The sequence below is a fragment of the Microbacterium sp. HSID17254 genome (genome assembly GCF_003989315.1).
In the GTDB taxonomy this organism is placed as follows: Bacteria; Actinomycetota; Actinomycetes; order Actinomycetales; family Microbacteriaceae; genus Microbacterium.
The window spans coordinates 26368-42835 of the sequence record NZ_RBLT01000017.1 but is presented as its reverse complement, the minus strand read 5'-3'; the positions used below and the strand labels follow the sequence as shown (position 1 = coordinate 42835).

The following is a 16468-nucleotide window of genomic DNA, read 5'->3' as shown; positions in this document are numbered from 1 at the left end:
TCAGTTCTCCTCGGGGGTGAGGGAGGCGATCGCGGTGGTGAGCGCGCGCCATTCGTCGGTGAGGGTGTCGGCCAGCCGGGTCCCGGCCTCCGAGGTGCGATAGAACTTGCGGGGCCGGGCCTCGTCGGTGTTCCACTCGCTCGTCAGGTACTCCTGCTTCTCCAGACGGCGGAGCAGCGGATAGAGCGTGTTCGCATCGGTGGCGAACCCGCGGCTCTCGAGTTGCTCGAGCAGCGCATACCCGTACTCCGGCGTGCGCAGCAGCTGCAGGCAGGCGAGCACCACGGTGCCGCGGCGCAGTTCCTGCAGATGCGTGTCGAGCGTCTCATTCATGTCGATCACAGTAGTGTGTGTCACACACCATTGTCAACGGCACATATACGCGCGACATCCTGTCGAGGGGTCGTGGCGCACAATGGGGTCATGATCCCCGCCGTCACGGAGCTCCTCGATTCCGCCCGCGTCGTCGCCCTGCCGATGCAGACCCGCTTCCGCGGCGTCGACACCCGGGAGGCCCTGCTGTTCGAGGGGCCGGAGGGCTGGGCGGAGTTCTCCCCGTTCGTCGAGTACGACGATGCCGAGGCCGCGACCTGGCTGGCCGCCGCGATCGACTACGCCTACGCGCCGCAGCCCGCGCCGCTGCGGGAGCGGGTCGGCGTCAACGCCACCGTGCCCGCCGTCGACGCCGCCCGCGTGCCCGAGGTCCTCGCGCGGTTCTCCGGGTGCCGGACCGCGAAGGTCAAGGTCGCCGAGCCGGGACAGGTGCTGGCGGACGACGTCGCCCGGGTCCAGGCGGTCCGCGAGGTGCTCGGGCCGGAGGGTCGCATCCGGATCGACGCGAACGGCCTCTGGAACGTCGACGAGGCCGAGCACGCCGTGCACGCCCTCGCCGCCTTCGATCTGGAGTACGTCGAGCAGCCCTGCGCGTCGGTGCCCGAGCTCGTCGAGCTGCGCCGGCGCATCGCCTACATGGGGATCCCGGTCGCCGCGGACGAGAGCATCCGGAAGTCCGGCGACCCCCTCGCCGTCGCGCGCGCGGGCGCGGCGGACATCGTCGTCATCAAGGCCCAGCCGCTGGGCGGCCTGACCCATGCCCTGCAGATCGTCACCGCGGCCGGCCTCCCCGCGGTCGTCTCCAGCGCCCTGGACACCGCGATCGGCCTGTCGCAGGGGGCCGCGCTGGCCGCCGCGCTCCCCACCCTCGACTACGACTGCGGTCTGGGCACGGCCTCCCTGTTCCAGGACGACGTCGCCGACCTCCGCCCCGTGGACGGCGCGATCCCGGTGGGGCGCCTGTCCCCCGACCCGGCAGCGCTCACCCGGCTCGCCGCCGCGGACGAGCGTCGGGAGTGGTGGCTGGCCCGACTGGCCCGCTGCCACCACGAGCTGCTCGCAGCCCGCAGCGCCTAGGACTCGACGAGGAGCTCCACGAGCCGCCCGAGCTCCTCGCCGCCGGAGTGCCGCAGGGCCGCGTCGTCACGACCGGCCATGGCACCGCGGACCGTCATGCCCTCCCAGAGGATCATGAGCATGCGCGCCGCATCGGTCGCGGGCAGCCGGAGACGCAGCGTGCCCGCCGCCTCCACGATGTCCTCCACGATGCGCGCGATGCTCGCCACCATCTCGCGCTCCTGGGCGAGGTACGCCTCGCCGAACTGCGGATCGCGCAGGGCGCGGATGCGGATCTCGCTCATCAGCATCACACCCAGGCGGTCGTCGCTGCCGAGCTCCATGATCTGCTGGACGAGATCCTTCGGGTCGCAGTCGTCGGCGAGCTCACCGTCCGCCCGCATCTGCTCCACGCGAGTCCGCACGGCTGCCACCCTCGCGTCGGCGACCCCGGCCGCGAGGGTCAGGAACAGCTCGTCCTTCGAGTCGAAGTTCGAGTAGAACGCCCCGCGCGTGAAGCCGGCGCGCTCGCAGACCGCCTCGACCGAGGCACCGTCCAGGCCGACCTCGGCGAACACCTGCGCGGCGGCCTCCAGCAGACGCGCCTTCGTGTTCTCCCGGCTGCGGGTGGCGGGTGACGACATCGGAACCTCCTGGCCTTCCCTCTCGACGATTCACACCCGGTGCACAGACTCCGGATGGCGGATGACCTTACGATACATCTATGTATCGGATACACCTGTGTATCCACCCGGCACCCCACGGAGATTCGCGTGTCCACACTCCTCTCGTCCCTCGGACGCTGGTCCTTCCGCCACCCATGGCGCGTCCTCGTCTCCTGGCTCCTCGCCCTCGGCATCGCCGGAGCTGGAGCCGTGGTCCTCGGTGCCGGCACCGACAACACGTTCTCCATCCCCGGGACCGAGTCCCAGGCCGGCCTCGAGCAGCTCTCCCGCTCCTTCCCCCAGGTGAGCGGCACGAACGCCCAGTTCATCGTCGTGGCCGCGGACGGCGACGAGATCACCGATGACGCGTACCGCGAGCCGATCGAGGACGCCGTGTCGGAGCTCGGCGACCTCGACGAGGTCCTCGCCGCCACCTCGCCGTACGACGAGATGGTCAACGGCATGATCAACGACGACGACACGGCGGCAATCGTGCGCCTGCAATTCGACGGCGAGTCCACCGACGTCTCCGAGGAGACGAAGGACGCCCTGCGCTCCACCGTCGACGAGCTCGCGGCAGAGCTCCCCGACGGTGCGCAGGCCTCTCTCGGCGGCGACCTCTTCGCGATCTCGATCCCCGGCGTCACGCTCACCGAGGCCGTGGGCCTGCTCATCGCGCTCCTCGTGCTCATCGTCACGTTCCGCTCGTTCGTCGTCGCCGGACTCCCCCTGCTCACCGCCATCCTCGGCGTCGGCATCTCCATGGCCGGGATCTTCACGGCGACCGCCTTCGCGACCGTCTCCTCCACCACGCCGCTGCTCGCCCTGATGCTCGGGCTCGCGGTCGGGATCGACTATGCGCTCTTCATCGTCGCGCGCCACCAGGACCAGGTCCGGGACGGCGTTGAACCTGAGGAGTCGGCCGCCCGCGCGGTCGGCACGGCGGGATCGGCGGTCGTCTTCGCCGGCGTCACCGTGCTCATCGCGCTGATCGGCCTGGGCTTCGCGGGCATCCCGTTCCTCACCACCATGGGCGTCGCGGCGTCCGTGGCCGTCGCGGTCGCCGTGGCGATCGCGGTGACCCTGACCCCCGCCCTGCTCGGATTCCTCAAGGGCCGCGTGGCCGGACGGCCGAAGCGCGCGAAGGCCCCGAAGAAGGCGGCCGCGAAGGACGCCGTCACGAAGCCCCGCGGCAGCCGTCGGTGGGTGGAGGGCGTGACGAAGCACCCCGTCCTCGTCTCCCTCGCGGTCGTCCTCGGACTCGGCATCGTCGCCGTCCCCGCCCTCAGCCTCGACCTCGCCCTGCCGAACGCCGGCGTCCTGCCGAAGGACTCCGAGGCACGGCAGAACTACGACCTCGTCGGCGAGCAGTTCGGCCCCGGCTTCAACGGCCCCCTCATCCTCACCGGCACCATCGTCACCTCCACCGACCCCCTCGGTCTCATGGAAGACCTCGGAGACGCGGTGGCCGAGGTTCCCGGCGTGAAGGAGGTCGCCCTCGCGACGCCGAACGAGACCGCCGACACCGGCATCGTCCAGATCATCCCGGAGACGGCTCCCGACGACCCCGCGACGGCCGACCTCGTGCGCGAGCTCCGCAGCCACCACGACGAGTGGCTGGACGAGTTCGGCATCGACCTCAAGGTCACCGGTTTCACCGCCGTCGGCATCGACATCTCGGATCAGCTCGGGGCGGCTCTGCTGCCCTTCGGGATCTTCGTTATCGGTCTCTCGCTGATCCTCCTCACCATCGTGTTCCGCTCCCTCTGGGTGCCGATCACCGCCGCAGCCGGTTACCTGCTGTCGATCGTCGCCGCCTTCGGCGTCGTCGGGGCGGTCTTCGAGTGGGGCTGGTTCGCCGACCTCCTGCACGTCGCGAAGGTCGGCCCGATCATCAGCTTCATGCCGATCATCCTCATGGGCGTGCTCTTCGGCCTGGCGATGGACTACCAGGTGTTCCTCGTGTCGCGGATGCGCGAGGACTTCGTGCACGATCCTGACCTCCGGCCGGGTGCGGGATCGGTGAACCGCGCCACCCGACGGGCCGCAGCTCTGCGCGCCGTACGGAGCGGGTTCACCGGTTCGGCGAAGGTCGTCACGGCGGCCGGCCTCATCATGTTCGCGGTGTTCGTCGCCTTCGTGCCCGAGGGCGACTCCTCCCTCAAGCCCATCGCCCTCGGACTCGCCGCCGGCATCGCCTTCGACGCCTTCCTCGTGCGTATGACGCTGATCCCGGCGCTCATGGCGATCCTCGGCGAGCGCGCCTGGGAGATCCCGTCCTGGCTGGAGCGGATCCTCCCCCGCGTGGACATCGAGGGCGAGGCGGTGGAACGCGAACGGCACCTCGAGGCGTGGCCGGGCGACGGGTCGCTCGTCGCGGCCGACGACCTGGAGTTCGGCGCCGGCCCCTCGACGACGGAGGGACTGTCGCTGCGGCTCGCACCCGGCGCGGCCCTGGTCGCGAGCGGCGCGGACGCCGGGACGCTGCGGGCCCTCGCTCTCACCGTCGGCGCCCGCATCGCCCCGGCCGACGGACGCCTCCGTGTCGCCGGACACCTGCTCCCCGGTCGTGCGGCCTGGGTCCGTTCCCACGTGGGCTGCGTGCTCGCGGGAGACGACGCCCCGGTGCTCGCCGACCTCCGCGAAGCCCTCCGCGGTCGTTCCGAGCTCGTGGTGATCGACGGCGCGGACCGGCTCCGCGGCGGCGAGCGCGACCAGGTCGCCGCGATGCTGCGCGACGCGAGGTCGCGCCGAGAGCTCGCCGTCTTCGCCACCGCCGTCGATCCCGACGCGGCCCGTTCCCTCCTCGCGGACGCCGGATGGCCGTCCGCCGACGTACTCGACACGCGCGCGCCCCGCCCGAGCGCCGCAGAAACGACCGAGGTGCCCGCATGACCCTCCCCCTCGAGCGCGCCCGCTCACGTAAGCCCATCACCTGGCTCACGATCCTCGGCGTCCTGCTGCTGCCCGCCGCGATCGGCGGCATCCTCATGGCGGCGCTCTACAACCCGACCGAGCGCCTCGACTCCATGACCGCGGCGATCGTGAACCTCGACGAACCCGTCGAGATCGACGGCCAGACCGCTCCCCTCGGGCGGCAGCTCGCGTCCGGGCTCGTCGAGGGCTCGGACGATCTCGACTCGAACCTCACGTGGGTCATCTCCAACGAGGAGGACGCCGCCGACGGGCTCGCCGACGGCACCTACCAGGCCGTCATCACGATCCCCGAGGACTTCTCGGCCGCGGCGACCTCCGCAGGTCAGGCGGTCGCGGACGGCGGCGGGGACGCGGAGCAGGCGACGATCCAGGTGACGACGCCCGACGACGGCCTCGTGGCGGACGACCTCATCACCGGGCAGATCGCCGACGTGGCGGCCTCGACGCTCGGCACCACGCTGTCCGAGGCCACAACGGAGAACATCCTCGTCGGCTTCACCACCATCGGGGACCAGATCGGCGACGCGGCGGATGGGGCCCTGGAGCTGGCGAAGGGGGCCCGTGACGCGGCGACCGGCGCTGCGGCCCTCCCGGAGGGTGCGACGCAGCTCGCCGCGGGTGCCGGAGAGCTTGGTACCGGGGCCTCGACCCTCGCGTCCGGCCTCGACACGATCGCGGGGCAGACGCGGCAGGCGGCGACCGGCGCCGGCACCATCGGGGCGGGACTCACCTCCGGCGCGACCGAGCTCCAGGGCCGGGTCGCCGACGTGCAGCAGCTCACGGGCGGGATCCAGTCGGCGGCCGCGGCCGCCGGATCCGCTGCGGGCGAGTCCGCCGCGGTCGCGCAGGGTCTCGGGACGATGGCGGCCACGGCGTGCGTCGCCGATCCGAGCTCGGCGGAGTGCGAGCAGCTCTCCGCCCTCGCAAAGCAGGCGGTGGCAGCAGCGACCTCGGCCGGGACCGCCGCCGGCATCCTCAACGACAAGCAGGTGGCCGAGGGCGTGGCCGCGCTTCCCGGGTCCTTCTCCACGCTGGCCACCCAGCTCGGCCAGGCGGGTGCCGGGGCGACCGAGCTCGCCGGCGGGCTCAACCGCCTCGCGACCGAGGGCGTGGACCAGTCGGCCGCAGGAGCGCGGGCACTGTCGTCCGGCGCGACGCAGCTCGCCGACGGTGCGACCCAGCTCGCCGACGGCAGCACGGAGCTCGCCACCGGCCTCGACACCCTCGCGACCGGCACCGGCGACCTCGCGGGCGGACTGCGCACCGCGGCCGACTCCCTCCCGTCCTTCAGCGACGAGGAGTCGACGTCGCTGGCGTCGGTGATCGCTGATCCGGTGGCGACCGACTCCTCGATGGGCTCGCTCTTCGGCCCCACCGCGATCCCGCTGCTCACCGCGGTGGTGCTGTGGTTCGGCGGTCTCGCGTCGTTCCTCGTCCTCCGCGCGCACACGGCGCGCACGCTCACCTCACGACGCTCCTCCGCCTCCCTCACCCTCCGCGCGTTCTGGCCGGCCGCGGCGATCGGCGCGGCCCAGGGTCTGCTCGTCTCGCTCATCGTGCAGATCGTGGCCGACTACGACGTCGCGGAGTGGTGGGCCTTCGCGGGAACCGCCGTCCTCGCCGGGGTGGTGTTCGCCGCGGTGAACCAGGCCCTCGTGGCGGTGTTCGGCGGCATCGGACGCTGGATCGCCGCACTGATCGGTGTCATCGCCGTGGCGACGGGACTCATCTCGACCGTGCCCGACTGGCTCGCGAGCATCGGGGCCGCCCTCCCGACCGCACCGGCCTTCGCGGGTCTCGTGGAGGCGAGCGGGGCCGCCGTCGCCGCCCTCGTCGTCTGGGGCGTGCTCTCGCTCGTCGCCACGACGGTGGTCGTCGCGGTCCGCCGCACGACCACGGCGCGAGCCGTCGTCACCGCCTGACCCCGGGCACAGCTGCGGAGATCACGCACGACACGCCGCCGGGCACCCCGCTCCAGCGGCGTGTCGTGTGGCGATCTCCGAAACAGTGCACGGACGCGACGACGGTACCCCGTACCCTCGTGCCATGCGCCGACCGTTCATGGACACTCCGGACCAGCTCGCGACTCTCGAAGGACAGCAGTATCTCGTGCTCCGGCCGACCGGGGCCGTCGCCGCGGAATACCGGGCCATCCAGGAGGCCGCGCTCGGTCGTCTGGACACGCCGCTCCGGCATCCGCACACGGAGCACGTGACCCTTCGCGGCTTCTTCGAGCCGGAGCGTCGGGAGGAGCTGCGGGCCGTGATCCGGGCCTGGGCCGGGGAACAGGGTCCTCTCGAGCTCACCGCCGACGCCGTGGACGTCTTCCCCGCGCCGTGGCAGATCGTGATCCTGCGCCTCGCCCGCACGCCCGCGCTCGTGCACGCGTACGCCTCGCTGACGGAGCTGCTCCGGCGGACGGATCTCCGCCGCCTCGACGAGCTCTCCGTCGAGGACTGGACCTTCCACCTCTCGGTGCTCTACGGCAAGACGCTGGATGCCGAGACGTGGCAGCAGCTCGCCGCCACCGAGGTCCGTCCGCTCCTCCCTGCGCCGACGGAGGTCGTCACCGAGGTCGAGTTCGTCTGGTACGAGGGCGGCGTCGAGCACGCCGAGGTCATCCCCCTCGGCGGCTGAGCCCTGCTCCGGCGGGCACGACTTCGGAGATTTGCGGACGACACGCCGTGACCGAGCCGCGCCCGTCGGCGTGTCCCTCGCGATCTCCGAAGCTGTGCTCGGTGGGCTCAGCTCAGGCCGGAGTAGGCGTGCAGGCCCTTGAAGAAGACGTTGACGATGGTGAAGTTGAAGATCACGGCGGTGAAGCCGACGATCGAGAGCCAGGCCGAGGGGTTGCCGCGCCAGCCACGCGTCGCCCTGGCGTGGATGTACCCGGCGTAGAGCACCCAGATCACGAATGTCCAGGTCTCCTTCACGTCGAAGCCCCAGAAGCGGCTCCAGGCGTAGTACGCCCAGATGGACCCGGCGATGAGCGTGAAGGTCCAGAGGATGAAGCCGATGATCGTGAACAGGTACGCCAGGCTTTCCAGGCGCTCCGCCGGCGGGAAGGTGCGCAGGAAGCCGGGGCCGGTCTTCGCCGCGCCCTCGCCGAGCAGCCGCTCGCGTCGCGCCTGCATGAGCTGGATCACCGAGAGCGCGAAGGCGAGGGCGAAGAACGCGGTCGCGAGCGAGGCGACGAACACGTGGATGATGAGCCAGACGCTCTTCAGCGGGTCCATCAGCGGGGAGACCTCGACGTAGAAGTTCGTCGCGCCGAGGCCCAGGAGGACCACCACGAGGCCCGTGATGAAGGTGCCGAGGAAGCGCAGGTCGAGGCGGGTGAGCACCGCCAGATAGACCGCGATGATGAGCAGCGTTCCGACCATGCCGAACTCGTACAGGTTCGCCCACGGCACCCGACCGGCCGCGATGCCGCGCGTCACAGCGGCGGCGAGGTGGAACACGAAGCCCAGCACCGTGAGCGAGGTGCCGATTCGCGCCATGACGAAGCGCTGCGGCTTCGGAGCTCCGGGCGCATCGACGGGCGCGGAAGCCGAGACGCCACCGGAACGACCGGCGGCCACGAGCTCGCCCTCGCGGACGGTGTGGGCGTCGGCCGTCGCCTGCGAGCGGCGCGCGAGATCGAAGGCGTAGGCCACGAAGGCCGCCGCGTAGATCGCGATCGCCGTCCACAGCAGGACGGGCGAGATCACGGTGAGCTCGAGCATGGTGTCAGTCTACTTTCCGGGTGCCGGGGCCGCAGGGTCCGCGACGGCGTCCGCGGCATCCTCGTCGGCGTCTTCAGGGGTACGGGCGATCGTGCCGCCCGCGGCGTCGAGCAGCCGGGCGTGGCCGGCACGGAGGTCGTCCACGGCGCGGGCGAGCGTGGGGTCTTCCCCTCGGGCCAGCGCCGCGTACTCGAGGTCGACCGCGCCGTCCGCCGCGGTGGCCTTCACCCACACGCGCCGACGCGGCACGAACAGGGCGAGCATGAGGCCACCGAGCGCCAGCAGTGCGAACCCGAGCACGAACACCCCGGACTCGTCGCGGTGGATCTGCAGGGAGGCGAAGCGCTTGACGGACTCCGAGGCGTCGGTGGCGCCCTCCGGCGACTCGTCGTCGAAGGTGACCGACCCCAGGCCGTTCGGCAGCTGCGCGGTCTCACCCGGTGACAGCTCGATCGACTCCACGTCGGTGCTGCGTCCGGTGAGCTTGGTCATGTCGGAGGTGTCGAGCACGTAGACCGAGCGCGGCACGCCGTCGTTGATCCCGAGGTCGCCCGTGTACACGTCGAGCGTGAGCGTCGGGTTGGTGAGGTCGGGGTAGGCGGAGAAGAAGGCGCCCGTGTCGAGCACGCCGGTGGTCGGGTAGAAGAAGCCGACGAGGCCCACCTGCTCGGCCAGGCCGTCCGGCACCTTGAGCACGCCGAGCGAGGTCATGTTGTTGTCCTGCGGGAGGAACGGCGTGCTGTTGTGGAACACCACGTTGCCCTCGGGGTCGCGCACGGTGACCGTCGGGGCGTACCCGTTGCCGAGCAGGAACACGTCGTCGTCGGCCACGCCCAGCGGCTCGTTGACCTTGACGGCGCCCTCGCGCTCCTCGCCGTTCTCCTGGATGGTCATGTTCGCGGAGAAGTTCCCGGCCTGGCCGGAGCCGGGCTCGCCGAACGGCTGATACGTGACGTCGAAGGAGTCCAGCCGCATCGAGTACGGCGCGAAGGAGTCGTCGGCCACGAAGCGCCCGCGGTTCATGGAGTCGTAGTCGAGCAGCGTGTTGGCGAAGGTCTCCCCCTCGACGAGCACGCGCTGGCCCGTGTACGCGAAGCCGCCGCCGACGCCGATCGTCACGAGCACGCCGACGAGGGCGAGGTGGAAGAGCAGGTTGCCCGTCTCCCGCCAGTAGCCGCGCTCGGCCGACACCGAGTACGTGCGGCCGCGGTCGTAGCGCTCCACGCGGTAGCCGAGCGCCTTGAGCTGCTTCGTGGCGACGTCGATCGAGGCGGCGGCCTCCGCGGCGGCGTCGCCCGTGCGCGCGCCGGAGTCGGCGACGGTGTCGCGGGTGACGGCGCGGTAGTCCTCCAGGCGGCGGAGCCGGGCCGGCGTGCGCGGCGGGCGGGCCTGCAGCGCCTTGGCGTGGTGCTTGATGCGCGGGATGACGCAGCCGACGAGCGAGGTGAACAGCAGCAGGTAGATCGCCGAGAACCAGGGCGACAGGTACACGTCGAAGAGCTTGAGCGCGTCGAGCACCGGGAACAGGTCGGGGTTGTCGCGCTCCCACTGCGTCACGCCGTTCGGGTCGGCCATCCGCTGCGGGAAGATCGATCCGGGGATGGCCGCGATCGCCAGCACGAGCAGCAGGACGAGCGCCGTGCGCATCGAGGTGAGCTGACGCCACCCCCATCGGAGCCAGCCGACGAACCCGAGCCGCGGCTGGGTGATCGTGTCGTCGCCGTCGACGTGGTCGGACGGGCGGAGCGGATCGCTGGAGTCGGTGGTCACGGCACCCTTGTTCTTCGTCATGGTCGTCTCGGAGCGGTCAGAGCGGGAGGATGACACTGCCGATCACCGCCGTCAATCGGGACATGATGTCGGTCCACAGGCCGGTGACCATCAGGACACCGAGGAGGATCAGCAGCACGCCGCCGAGGATGTTCACGACCCGGATGTGGCGGCGCAGGAACCCGATGGCCTTGGTCGCCCAGCCGAAGCCGAGGGCGACGAGCAGGAACGGGATGCCGAGGCCCAGGGAGTACGCGAGGCCGAGGAGGCCCGCGCGCACGGGGTCGCCCGCGTTGAAGGAGAGCGCGAGGATGGCGGCCAGCGTGGGGCCCATGCAGGGCGCCCAGCCGATGCCGAGCGCGACGCCGAGGAGCGGGGCCCCGACCATCCCGGCCTTCGAGTCGACGTGGAAGCGGAGCTCCTTCTGCGCGAACCCGAAGAGCCCGAGGAAGACCAGGCCCATCGCGATGATGACGACGCCGAGGATGCGGGTGATGAGGTCGCCCCACTGGAGCAGGAACACGCCGGCGGTGCCGCCGAGCACCGTGTAGAGGATGAAGACCACGGTGAAGCCGAGGATGAACAGCAGCACGCCGAGGACCAGGCGGCTGCGCGTCGCCGTCTGGGTGGCGCCGTCGCCGGTCGTCGAGGTGTTCCGCGGCGTGACGGCTCCCCCGAGGAAGCCGAGGTAACCCGGAACGAGTGGGAGCACGCACGGCGAGAGGAACGAGACGAGTCCGGCGAGCATCGCCACCGGGACCGCGATCCAGAGGGCTCCGGATCCGATGATCGCGTCGGGGTTCACGACGACCTCGCGGACATCAGGAGTCCTCCGCCAGCGCGTCCTTGACGAGCGTGGAGAGCACGGAGGTGCCGTCGATCGGACCGATGATCTTCGCGGCGACGCGGCCCTGCTTGTCGAGCACGAGCGTGGTGGGGGTGGCCGAGATCGGCACGACCTTGGCGAAGGCGAGCTTGGCCTGGGCGGTGTCCACGTCGATGAGGCTCGGGTACGTGATCCCGAACTCATCGGCGAACGCGACCGCCGTGTCGGCCTGGTCCCGCGTGTTGATGCCGATGAACTGCACGTCCGCGTCGCTGTGTTCCTGCCAGACCGCCTCCAGGTCGGACGCCTCGACGCGGCACGGGGCGCAGCCGGCATACCAGAAGTTGACGACCGCGACCTTCCCGGCGATGTCAGCGCTGTCGAAGTCCTCGCCATGCTCCGTGACCCCGGCGAACTCGACCGGCTCCCCGCGCTCGGCGACGGGGATCTCGACGATCGCGCCGTCGGCGGCGACGTAGCCGGTGTTCTCGCCGTTCAGGAACGATTCGCTCACGGCGTCGGGAGCGCAGGCACTCAGACCGACGGCGAGCACCGCAGCGAGCGCGGCTCCGCCCAGGCGGCCGAGGGGCCGAAGACGGGAGGGGCGGCCGTTGCGGATCGGGTGAATCCTGGAAGCGCGGGACACGTCTCCGAGTTTACGCAGAGCTTCCTATGCATCGGCCGGGTACCCCCGGGGGAGTCAGAAGCGCGCGAGCACGTCGTCCACCCCGGCGCGGAACCGCGGACAGGTCGCGATGTCGTGCGCCCGGCACCCCATGGCGTGCTCTGTCATCTCCCGCGATCGCCGCATCTCCTCCATCCGCCGGTCGAGGTCGTCGAGATGCTGCTGCAGCACCTGATGCCGCCCGGCGCTGCCGTCGTCGAGGAGCACGGCGATCTGGTCGAGGCTCATCCCGGCAGCCTTGCTGCGCTGGATGACGGCGATGCGCACGACCTCGTCCTCGCCGTACCGACGCCGGCCCGCCGGGTCGCGGGGCGGCCGGAGCAGTCCAACGGTCTCCCAGTGCCGCAGCACGTTCGTCGGCATCTCGAACCGCGCGGCGACCTCGCCGACGGACCACGGGTGCGCGTCACTTGACTTCATGTTGACATGAAGTCACAGACTGGTGCCGAACGCAAGACGCGAGAAGGGAACCCCCATGTACGACGCGATCGTGATCGGTGCCGGTCCGGCCGGACTCCAGGCGGCGCTGACCCTCGGACGGATGCACCGGCCCGTGCTCCTGCTGGACTCGGGCGAGTACCGCAACGGCACCGTGCAGCACATGCACAACATGATCGGCGCCGACGGGAAGGCCCCGGCGGACCTCCGCGCCCAGGCCCGCACGGAGCTCGCGGCCTATGCGGACGTCGAGACGCGGGACGTCGCGGCGCAGCGGATCTCGGGCGACGCGGAGACGGGCTTCTCGGTGAGCCTCGCCGACGGGTCGGTGGCCGACGCCCGACGGGTGATCCTGGCGACCGGCGTCGCGGACGACCTCCCGCCGGTGCCGGGTCTCGCCGAGCTCTGGGGCATCCGGGGCTTCAGCTGCCCGTTCTGCGACGGACACGAGCACGCCGGGAAGCCGATCGCGATCCTCGGGGCGGCTCCCCGAGCGGCCCATCTGATCGGGTTGCTCGGCCGTCTCGTCGGCGAGATCACGGTGGTCCCGGTGGGCGAGCTGTTCGCCGCGGAGGACCGTGTCGCGCTGGAGGAGTTCGGGGTGCGGGTGGCCTCCGCTCCGGTCGAGGCTGTCGCCGCGCACGGAGACGGAGTGCGGGTGCGCAGCGCCGAGGGCGACCTCGACGTCGCGGGGGTGTTCGTGGCCTCCGGCACGATGCGGCACCGGGCGCCCTTCGCCGCGGAGCTCGGGCTGCGGCTCCTGGAGTCGGGGTCCATCGAGATCGACGAGTTCGGGAGGACGTCGCTTCCGGGGGTCTTCGCGGCGGGCGACCTCGCCCATCGTGCGACCCTCCCCGGCCCGATGGCCTCGGTCCTCCTCGCCGCCGCCGCGGGACAGCTCGCCGCGGTGGGGGTGCTCCAGTCCCTCTGACTTCGAATCGCCCGATTGGTCCCATTTCCGGGCCGGATGGGGCCATTCAGGCGATTCGAACGGGGATCAGACGGCCCCGACGTCGACAGCACCGCCGGTCGCGGCGGGCTCGGCGTACGAGACCTCGCGCCAGACGTCGCCCACGCGCGCGAACGAGGTCACACTCGACAGGGCGCAGCGGCGGGTCCGCGGGTCGTGCTGCAGCGGCAGGCCGGCGACCCGGAGGTGCGTGATCCAGATCGGCGCCTGATGCGACACCATCACGATGTCCCCCGCGGTCGGGATCTCGGCCGCGGCCGTCCAGGCCTCGTCCATCACCCCGAGCATGCGCTCCGCGATCGAGGCGTACGGCTCCCCCCAGCTCGGCAGCGACGGCTGACGCAGGTGCCACCAGTTCATCGGGTTCATCAGCGACCGTCGCATCCGGGTGCCCTCGAACACGTTCGTCGGCTCGATCAGACGGATGTCCGTCTCGGGCTCGAGGTCGAACACCTCCGCGAACGGGGCCGCCGACTCCTGCGCACGCTCCAGCGGTGACGCGAACAGGGCGGTCACCGCATCGCCGAGCCCCGCCACGTGCTCCGCCGCCGCCTGCGCCATCTCCTCCCCCGCGGTGCTGAGGTGATAGTCGGGCAGCCGTCCGTAGAGCACGCGGGACGGGTTGTGCACCTCACCGTGGCGAACGAGGTGCAGAAGTGATGCCGCCACGTCAGACCTCGCGGTAGCGGGAGTCGCCGAACCCGAGGATCAGATAGCCGATGTAGGGGAACAGGAACAGCAGGAAGAAGGAGAACACCCCGCCCTTGCCGAAGCGTGCGCCGAGCTTGAACGCGACGATGACCCCGAGGATGAAGTTCGCGATCGGCACGAGGTAGAGCAGGGCGAACCAGCCCGACATCCCGGCGATCTTCACGAGGAACACGACGTTCACGATCGGGATGATCGCGAGGATGCCGGGGTACCCCGCCTTCGTGAAGACCTTCCACAGCCCGACGACGACGAGGATGTAGAAGATGAGGGCGATGAGTCCCGTCGTGCCGGAGAAGATCGCGCCGAACAGATCGGGAAGGCCGTTGCCGTCCGAGATGGAGAGGTTCATGGGGGTCCGCCTTTCGTCGTGGCGATCCTACTGAGGTGCCGCTGCTCCGCGCTGGCGACCCGGCCGGGAAGGGCCGGGACGCCCGCGTAGACTGGGCGGGTTCATCTTTCCCCGGATCAGGAGGAATCCTCCGTGCTGCGCACCCACTCCGCAGGCTCCCTGCGCGCCGAGAACATCGGTCAGACCGTCACCCTCACCGGGTGGGTCGATCGTCGTCGTGACCACGGAGGCGTCGCGTTCATCGATCTGCGGGACGCGTCCGGCATCGCCCAGGTCGTCATCCGCGACGAGGAGATCGCCCACCCGCTGCGCAACGAGTTCGTCCTCAAGGTCACCGGCGAGGTGTCGCGGCGCCCCGAGGGCAACGCGAACCCGAACCTCCCTTCCGGCGAGATCGAGGTCATCGCGGCCGACGTCGAAGTGCTGAACGAGTCGGCCCCGCTGCCGTTCCAGGTCTCGACCGCTCTGGCCGACACCGAGACCGTCGGCGAGGAGGCGCGCCTGAAGTATCGCTACCTCGACCTCCGCCGCCCGGCCGCCGCCTCCGCGCTGCGCCTGCGGTCCGACGTCTACAAGGCGATCCGCGACGTGCTGCACGCCGAGGACTTCACCGAGGTCGAGACCCCGACCCTCACCCGTTCCACGCCGGAGGGCGCCCGCGACTTCGTCGTCCCGGCCCGTCTGCACCCGGGCAGCTGGTACGCCCTGCCCCAGTCGCCGCAGCTCTTCAAGCAGCTGCTCATGGTCGGCGGTGTGGAGAAGTACTTCCAGATCGCCCGCTGCTACCGCGACGAGGACTTCCGCGCCGACCGTCAGCCCGAGTTCACGCAGCTCGACATCGAGATGAGCTTCGTCGACCAGGAGGACGTGATCGCCCTCATGGAGTCGCTCATCGTGGCGATGTGGAAGACGATCGGCGTCGAGGTGCAGACCCCGCTGCCGCGGATGACGTACGCCGACGCCATGGCGAAGTACGGCTCCGACAAGCCCGACCTCCGCTTCGGACTCGAGCTCGTCGAGGCGACCGAGTACTTCAAGGACACCCCGTTCCGCGTGTTCCAGGCCGAGTACGTCGGTGCGGTGCGCATGCCCGGCGGTGCGAGCCAGCCGCGCAAGCAGCTCGACGCCTGGCAGGACTGGGCCAAGCAGCGCGGCGCCCGTGGTCTCGCCTACGTGCTGTTCAACGAGGACGGCACCCTGGGCGGCCCCGCCGCGAAGAACCTGTCCGAAGCCGAGCAGGCGGGTCTGGCGGAGTTCGTGGGCGCCGAGCCGGGCGACTGCGTGTTCTTCGCCGCCGGTGCCACCAAGGAGAGCCGGGCGCTGCTCGGCGCCGCACGGGTCGAGATCGGCCGTCGCCTCGGGTACCTGAACCCGGACGAGTTCGCCTTCACGTGGGTCGTCGACGCCCCCATGTTCGAGCCGGCCGCCGACGCGGTCGCCTCTGGTGACGTCGCGGTCGGCGCGGGTGCCTGGACGGCCGTGCACCACGCGTTCACGGGCCCGAAGCCCGAGTTCGAGGACACGTTCGACACCGACCCCGGTTCGGCCCTCGCCTACGCGTACGACATCGTGTGCAACGGCTCGGAGCTCGGCGGCGGGTCCATCCGCATCCACCGCGAGGACATCCAGAAGCGGGTCTTCGAGGTCATGGGCATCAGCGACGAGGTGGCGCAGGAGCAGTTCGGCTTCCTCCTCGACGCGTTCAAGTTCGGCGCTCCCCCGCACGGCGGCATCGCGCTCGGCATGGACCGCGTGCTCCAGCACCTGACGAAGACCGAGTCGATCCGCGACGTCATCGCCTTCCCGAAGTCCGGGAACGGCTTCGATCCCCTCACCTCCGCTCCCGCGCCGATCACCCCCGAGCAGCGCGCCGAGGCCGGTGTGGACTTCACCCCGGAGGACGAGGCCTGACCCGCCGAGACCCCGTCTTACCGCCGAGACCCCGGGACACTGCCGCTGGCAGCCCGGGGTCTCGTCGCGTACCCGGGGTCTCGGCGAAGAGA

Annotated in this window: 15 protein-coding genes; 6 read left to right on the top strand and 9 right to left on the bottom strand. The window is 71.0% G+C overall.

Going from position 1 to position 16468, the window contains the following annotated elements; translation table 11 throughout:
• The gene (locus D8M34_RS11245) at positions 1–333 is read right to left on the bottom strand and encodes a PadR family transcriptional regulator (protein WP_029989612.1); all 333 of its coding nucleotides are present in this window, start codon (positions 331–333) and stop codon (positions 1–3) included.
• Positions 334–423: 90 nt separating this feature from the next.
• Between D8M34_RS11245 and D8M34_RS11240 the strand changes: the two genes are divergently transcribed.
• Entirely contained in the window at positions 424–1410 is a 987-nt protein-coding gene (locus D8M34_RS11240) for an o-succinylbenzoate synthase (protein ID WP_025104437.1), read from the top strand.
• Here D8M34_RS11240 and D8M34_RS11235 read toward each other — a convergent pair.
• The gene (locus tag D8M34_RS11235; RefSeq protein ID WP_025104438.1) at positions 1407–2033 is read right to left on the bottom strand and encodes a TetR/AcrR family transcriptional regulator; all 627 of its coding nucleotides are present in this window, start codon (positions 2031–2033) and stop codon (positions 1407–1409) included. The genes D8M34_RS11240 and D8M34_RS11235 overlap by 4 nt on opposite strands.
• Positions 2034–2162: 129 nt before the next feature.
• On the opposite strand from D8M34_RS11235, the gene D8M34_RS11230 reads away from it, so the two are divergent.
• The 3 genes from D8M34_RS11230 (at position 2163) to D8M34_RS11220 (ending at position 7628) form a co-directional block, all read left to right on the top strand.
• Complete coding sequence (locus D8M34_RS11230) at positions 2163–4949, top strand: MMPL family transporter (RefSeq protein ID WP_126894025.1); 2787 nt, start codon at positions 2163–2165, stop codon at positions 4947–4949.
• The gene (locus D8M34_RS11225) at positions 4946–6913 is read left to right on the top strand and encodes a YhgE/Pip domain-containing protein (protein WP_126894024.1); all 1968 of its coding nucleotides are present in this window, start codon (positions 4946–4948) and stop codon (positions 6911–6913) included. The genes D8M34_RS11230 and D8M34_RS11225 overlap by 4 nt, the downstream gene beginning before the upstream one ends.
• A gap of 124 nt (positions 6914–7037) precedes the next feature.
• Positions 7038–7628, top strand: a complete 591-nt coding sequence (locus tag D8M34_RS11220; RefSeq protein WP_238695645.1) for a 2'-5' RNA ligase family protein — start codon at positions 7038–7040, stop codon at positions 7626–7628.
• A gap of 107 nt (positions 7629–7735) precedes the next feature.
• On the opposite strand, the gene ccsB is transcribed toward D8M34_RS11220, so the two are convergent.
• The 5 genes from ccsB to D8M34_RS11195 are packed head-to-tail and all read right to left on the bottom strand — an operon-like array spanning position 7736 to position 12417.
• Positions 7736–8716: a c-type cytochrome biogenesis protein CcsB gene (ccsB, locus tag D8M34_RS11215; protein ID WP_025104442.1), complete on the bottom strand. Its 981-nt coding sequence runs from the start codon at positions 8714–8716 to the stop codon at positions 7736–7738.
• A gap of 9 nt (positions 8717–8725) precedes the next feature.
• On the bottom strand, positions 8726–10507 hold the full coding sequence (gene resB, locus D8M34_RS11210; RefSeq protein ID WP_126894023.1) for a cytochrome c biogenesis protein ResB: 1782 nt from the start codon (positions 10505–10507) through the stop codon (positions 8726–8728).
• Positions 10508–10523: 16 nt separating this feature from the next.
• Positions 10524–11291 carry a cytochrome c biogenesis CcdA family protein gene (locus D8M34_RS11205; protein WP_126894022.1) on the bottom strand — a complete coding sequence of 256 codons (768 nt, stop codon included), beginning with the start codon at positions 11289–11291 and terminating at the stop codon, positions 10524–10526.
• A 16-nt stretch (positions 11292–11307) separates the two neighbouring features.
• Positions 11308–11958 carry a TlpA family protein disulfide reductase gene (locus D8M34_RS11200; RefSeq protein ID WP_126894021.1) on the bottom strand — a complete coding sequence of 217 codons (651 nt, stop codon included), beginning with the start codon at positions 11956–11958 and terminating at the stop codon, positions 11308–11310.
• 54 nt (positions 11959–12012) lie between these two features.
• On the bottom strand, positions 12013–12417 hold the full coding sequence (locus tag D8M34_RS11195) for a MerR family transcriptional regulator (protein WP_025104446.1): 405 nt from the start codon (positions 12415–12417) through the stop codon (positions 12013–12015).
• A gap of 55 nt (positions 12418–12472) precedes the next feature.
• Here D8M34_RS11195 and D8M34_RS11190 point away from each other — a divergent pair, with 55 nt between their 5' ends.
• Positions 12473–13366, top strand: a complete 894-nt coding sequence (locus tag D8M34_RS11190; RefSeq protein WP_126894020.1) for an NAD(P)/FAD-dependent oxidoreductase — start codon at positions 12473–12475, stop codon at positions 13364–13366.
• Positions 13367–13432: 66 nt separating this feature from the next.
• Here D8M34_RS11190 and D8M34_RS11185 read toward each other — a convergent pair whose 3' ends face one another.
• Together D8M34_RS11185 and D8M34_RS11180 are read right to left on the bottom strand one after the other, a co-directional pair.
• The gene (locus D8M34_RS11185) at positions 13433–14074 is read right to left on the bottom strand and encodes a histidine phosphatase family protein (RefSeq protein WP_126894019.1); all 642 of its coding nucleotides are present in this window, start codon (positions 14072–14074) and stop codon (positions 13433–13435) included.
• A gap of 1 nt (position 14075) precedes the next feature.
• Positions 14076–14465 carry a DUF5684 domain-containing protein gene (locus D8M34_RS11180; protein ID WP_126894018.1) on the bottom strand — a complete coding sequence of 130 codons (390 nt, stop codon included), beginning with the start codon at positions 14463–14465 and terminating at the stop codon, positions 14076–14078.
• 132 nt (positions 14466–14597) lie between these two features.
• On the opposite strand from D8M34_RS11180, the gene aspS reads away from it, so the two are divergent.
• Positions 14598–16376 carry an aspartate--tRNA ligase gene (gene aspS, locus D8M34_RS11175; protein ID WP_060921711.1) on the top strand — a complete coding sequence of 593 codons (1779 nt, stop codon included), beginning with the start codon at positions 14598–14600 and terminating at the stop codon, positions 16374–16376.
• Positions 16377–16468: the final 92 nt, after the last annotated feature.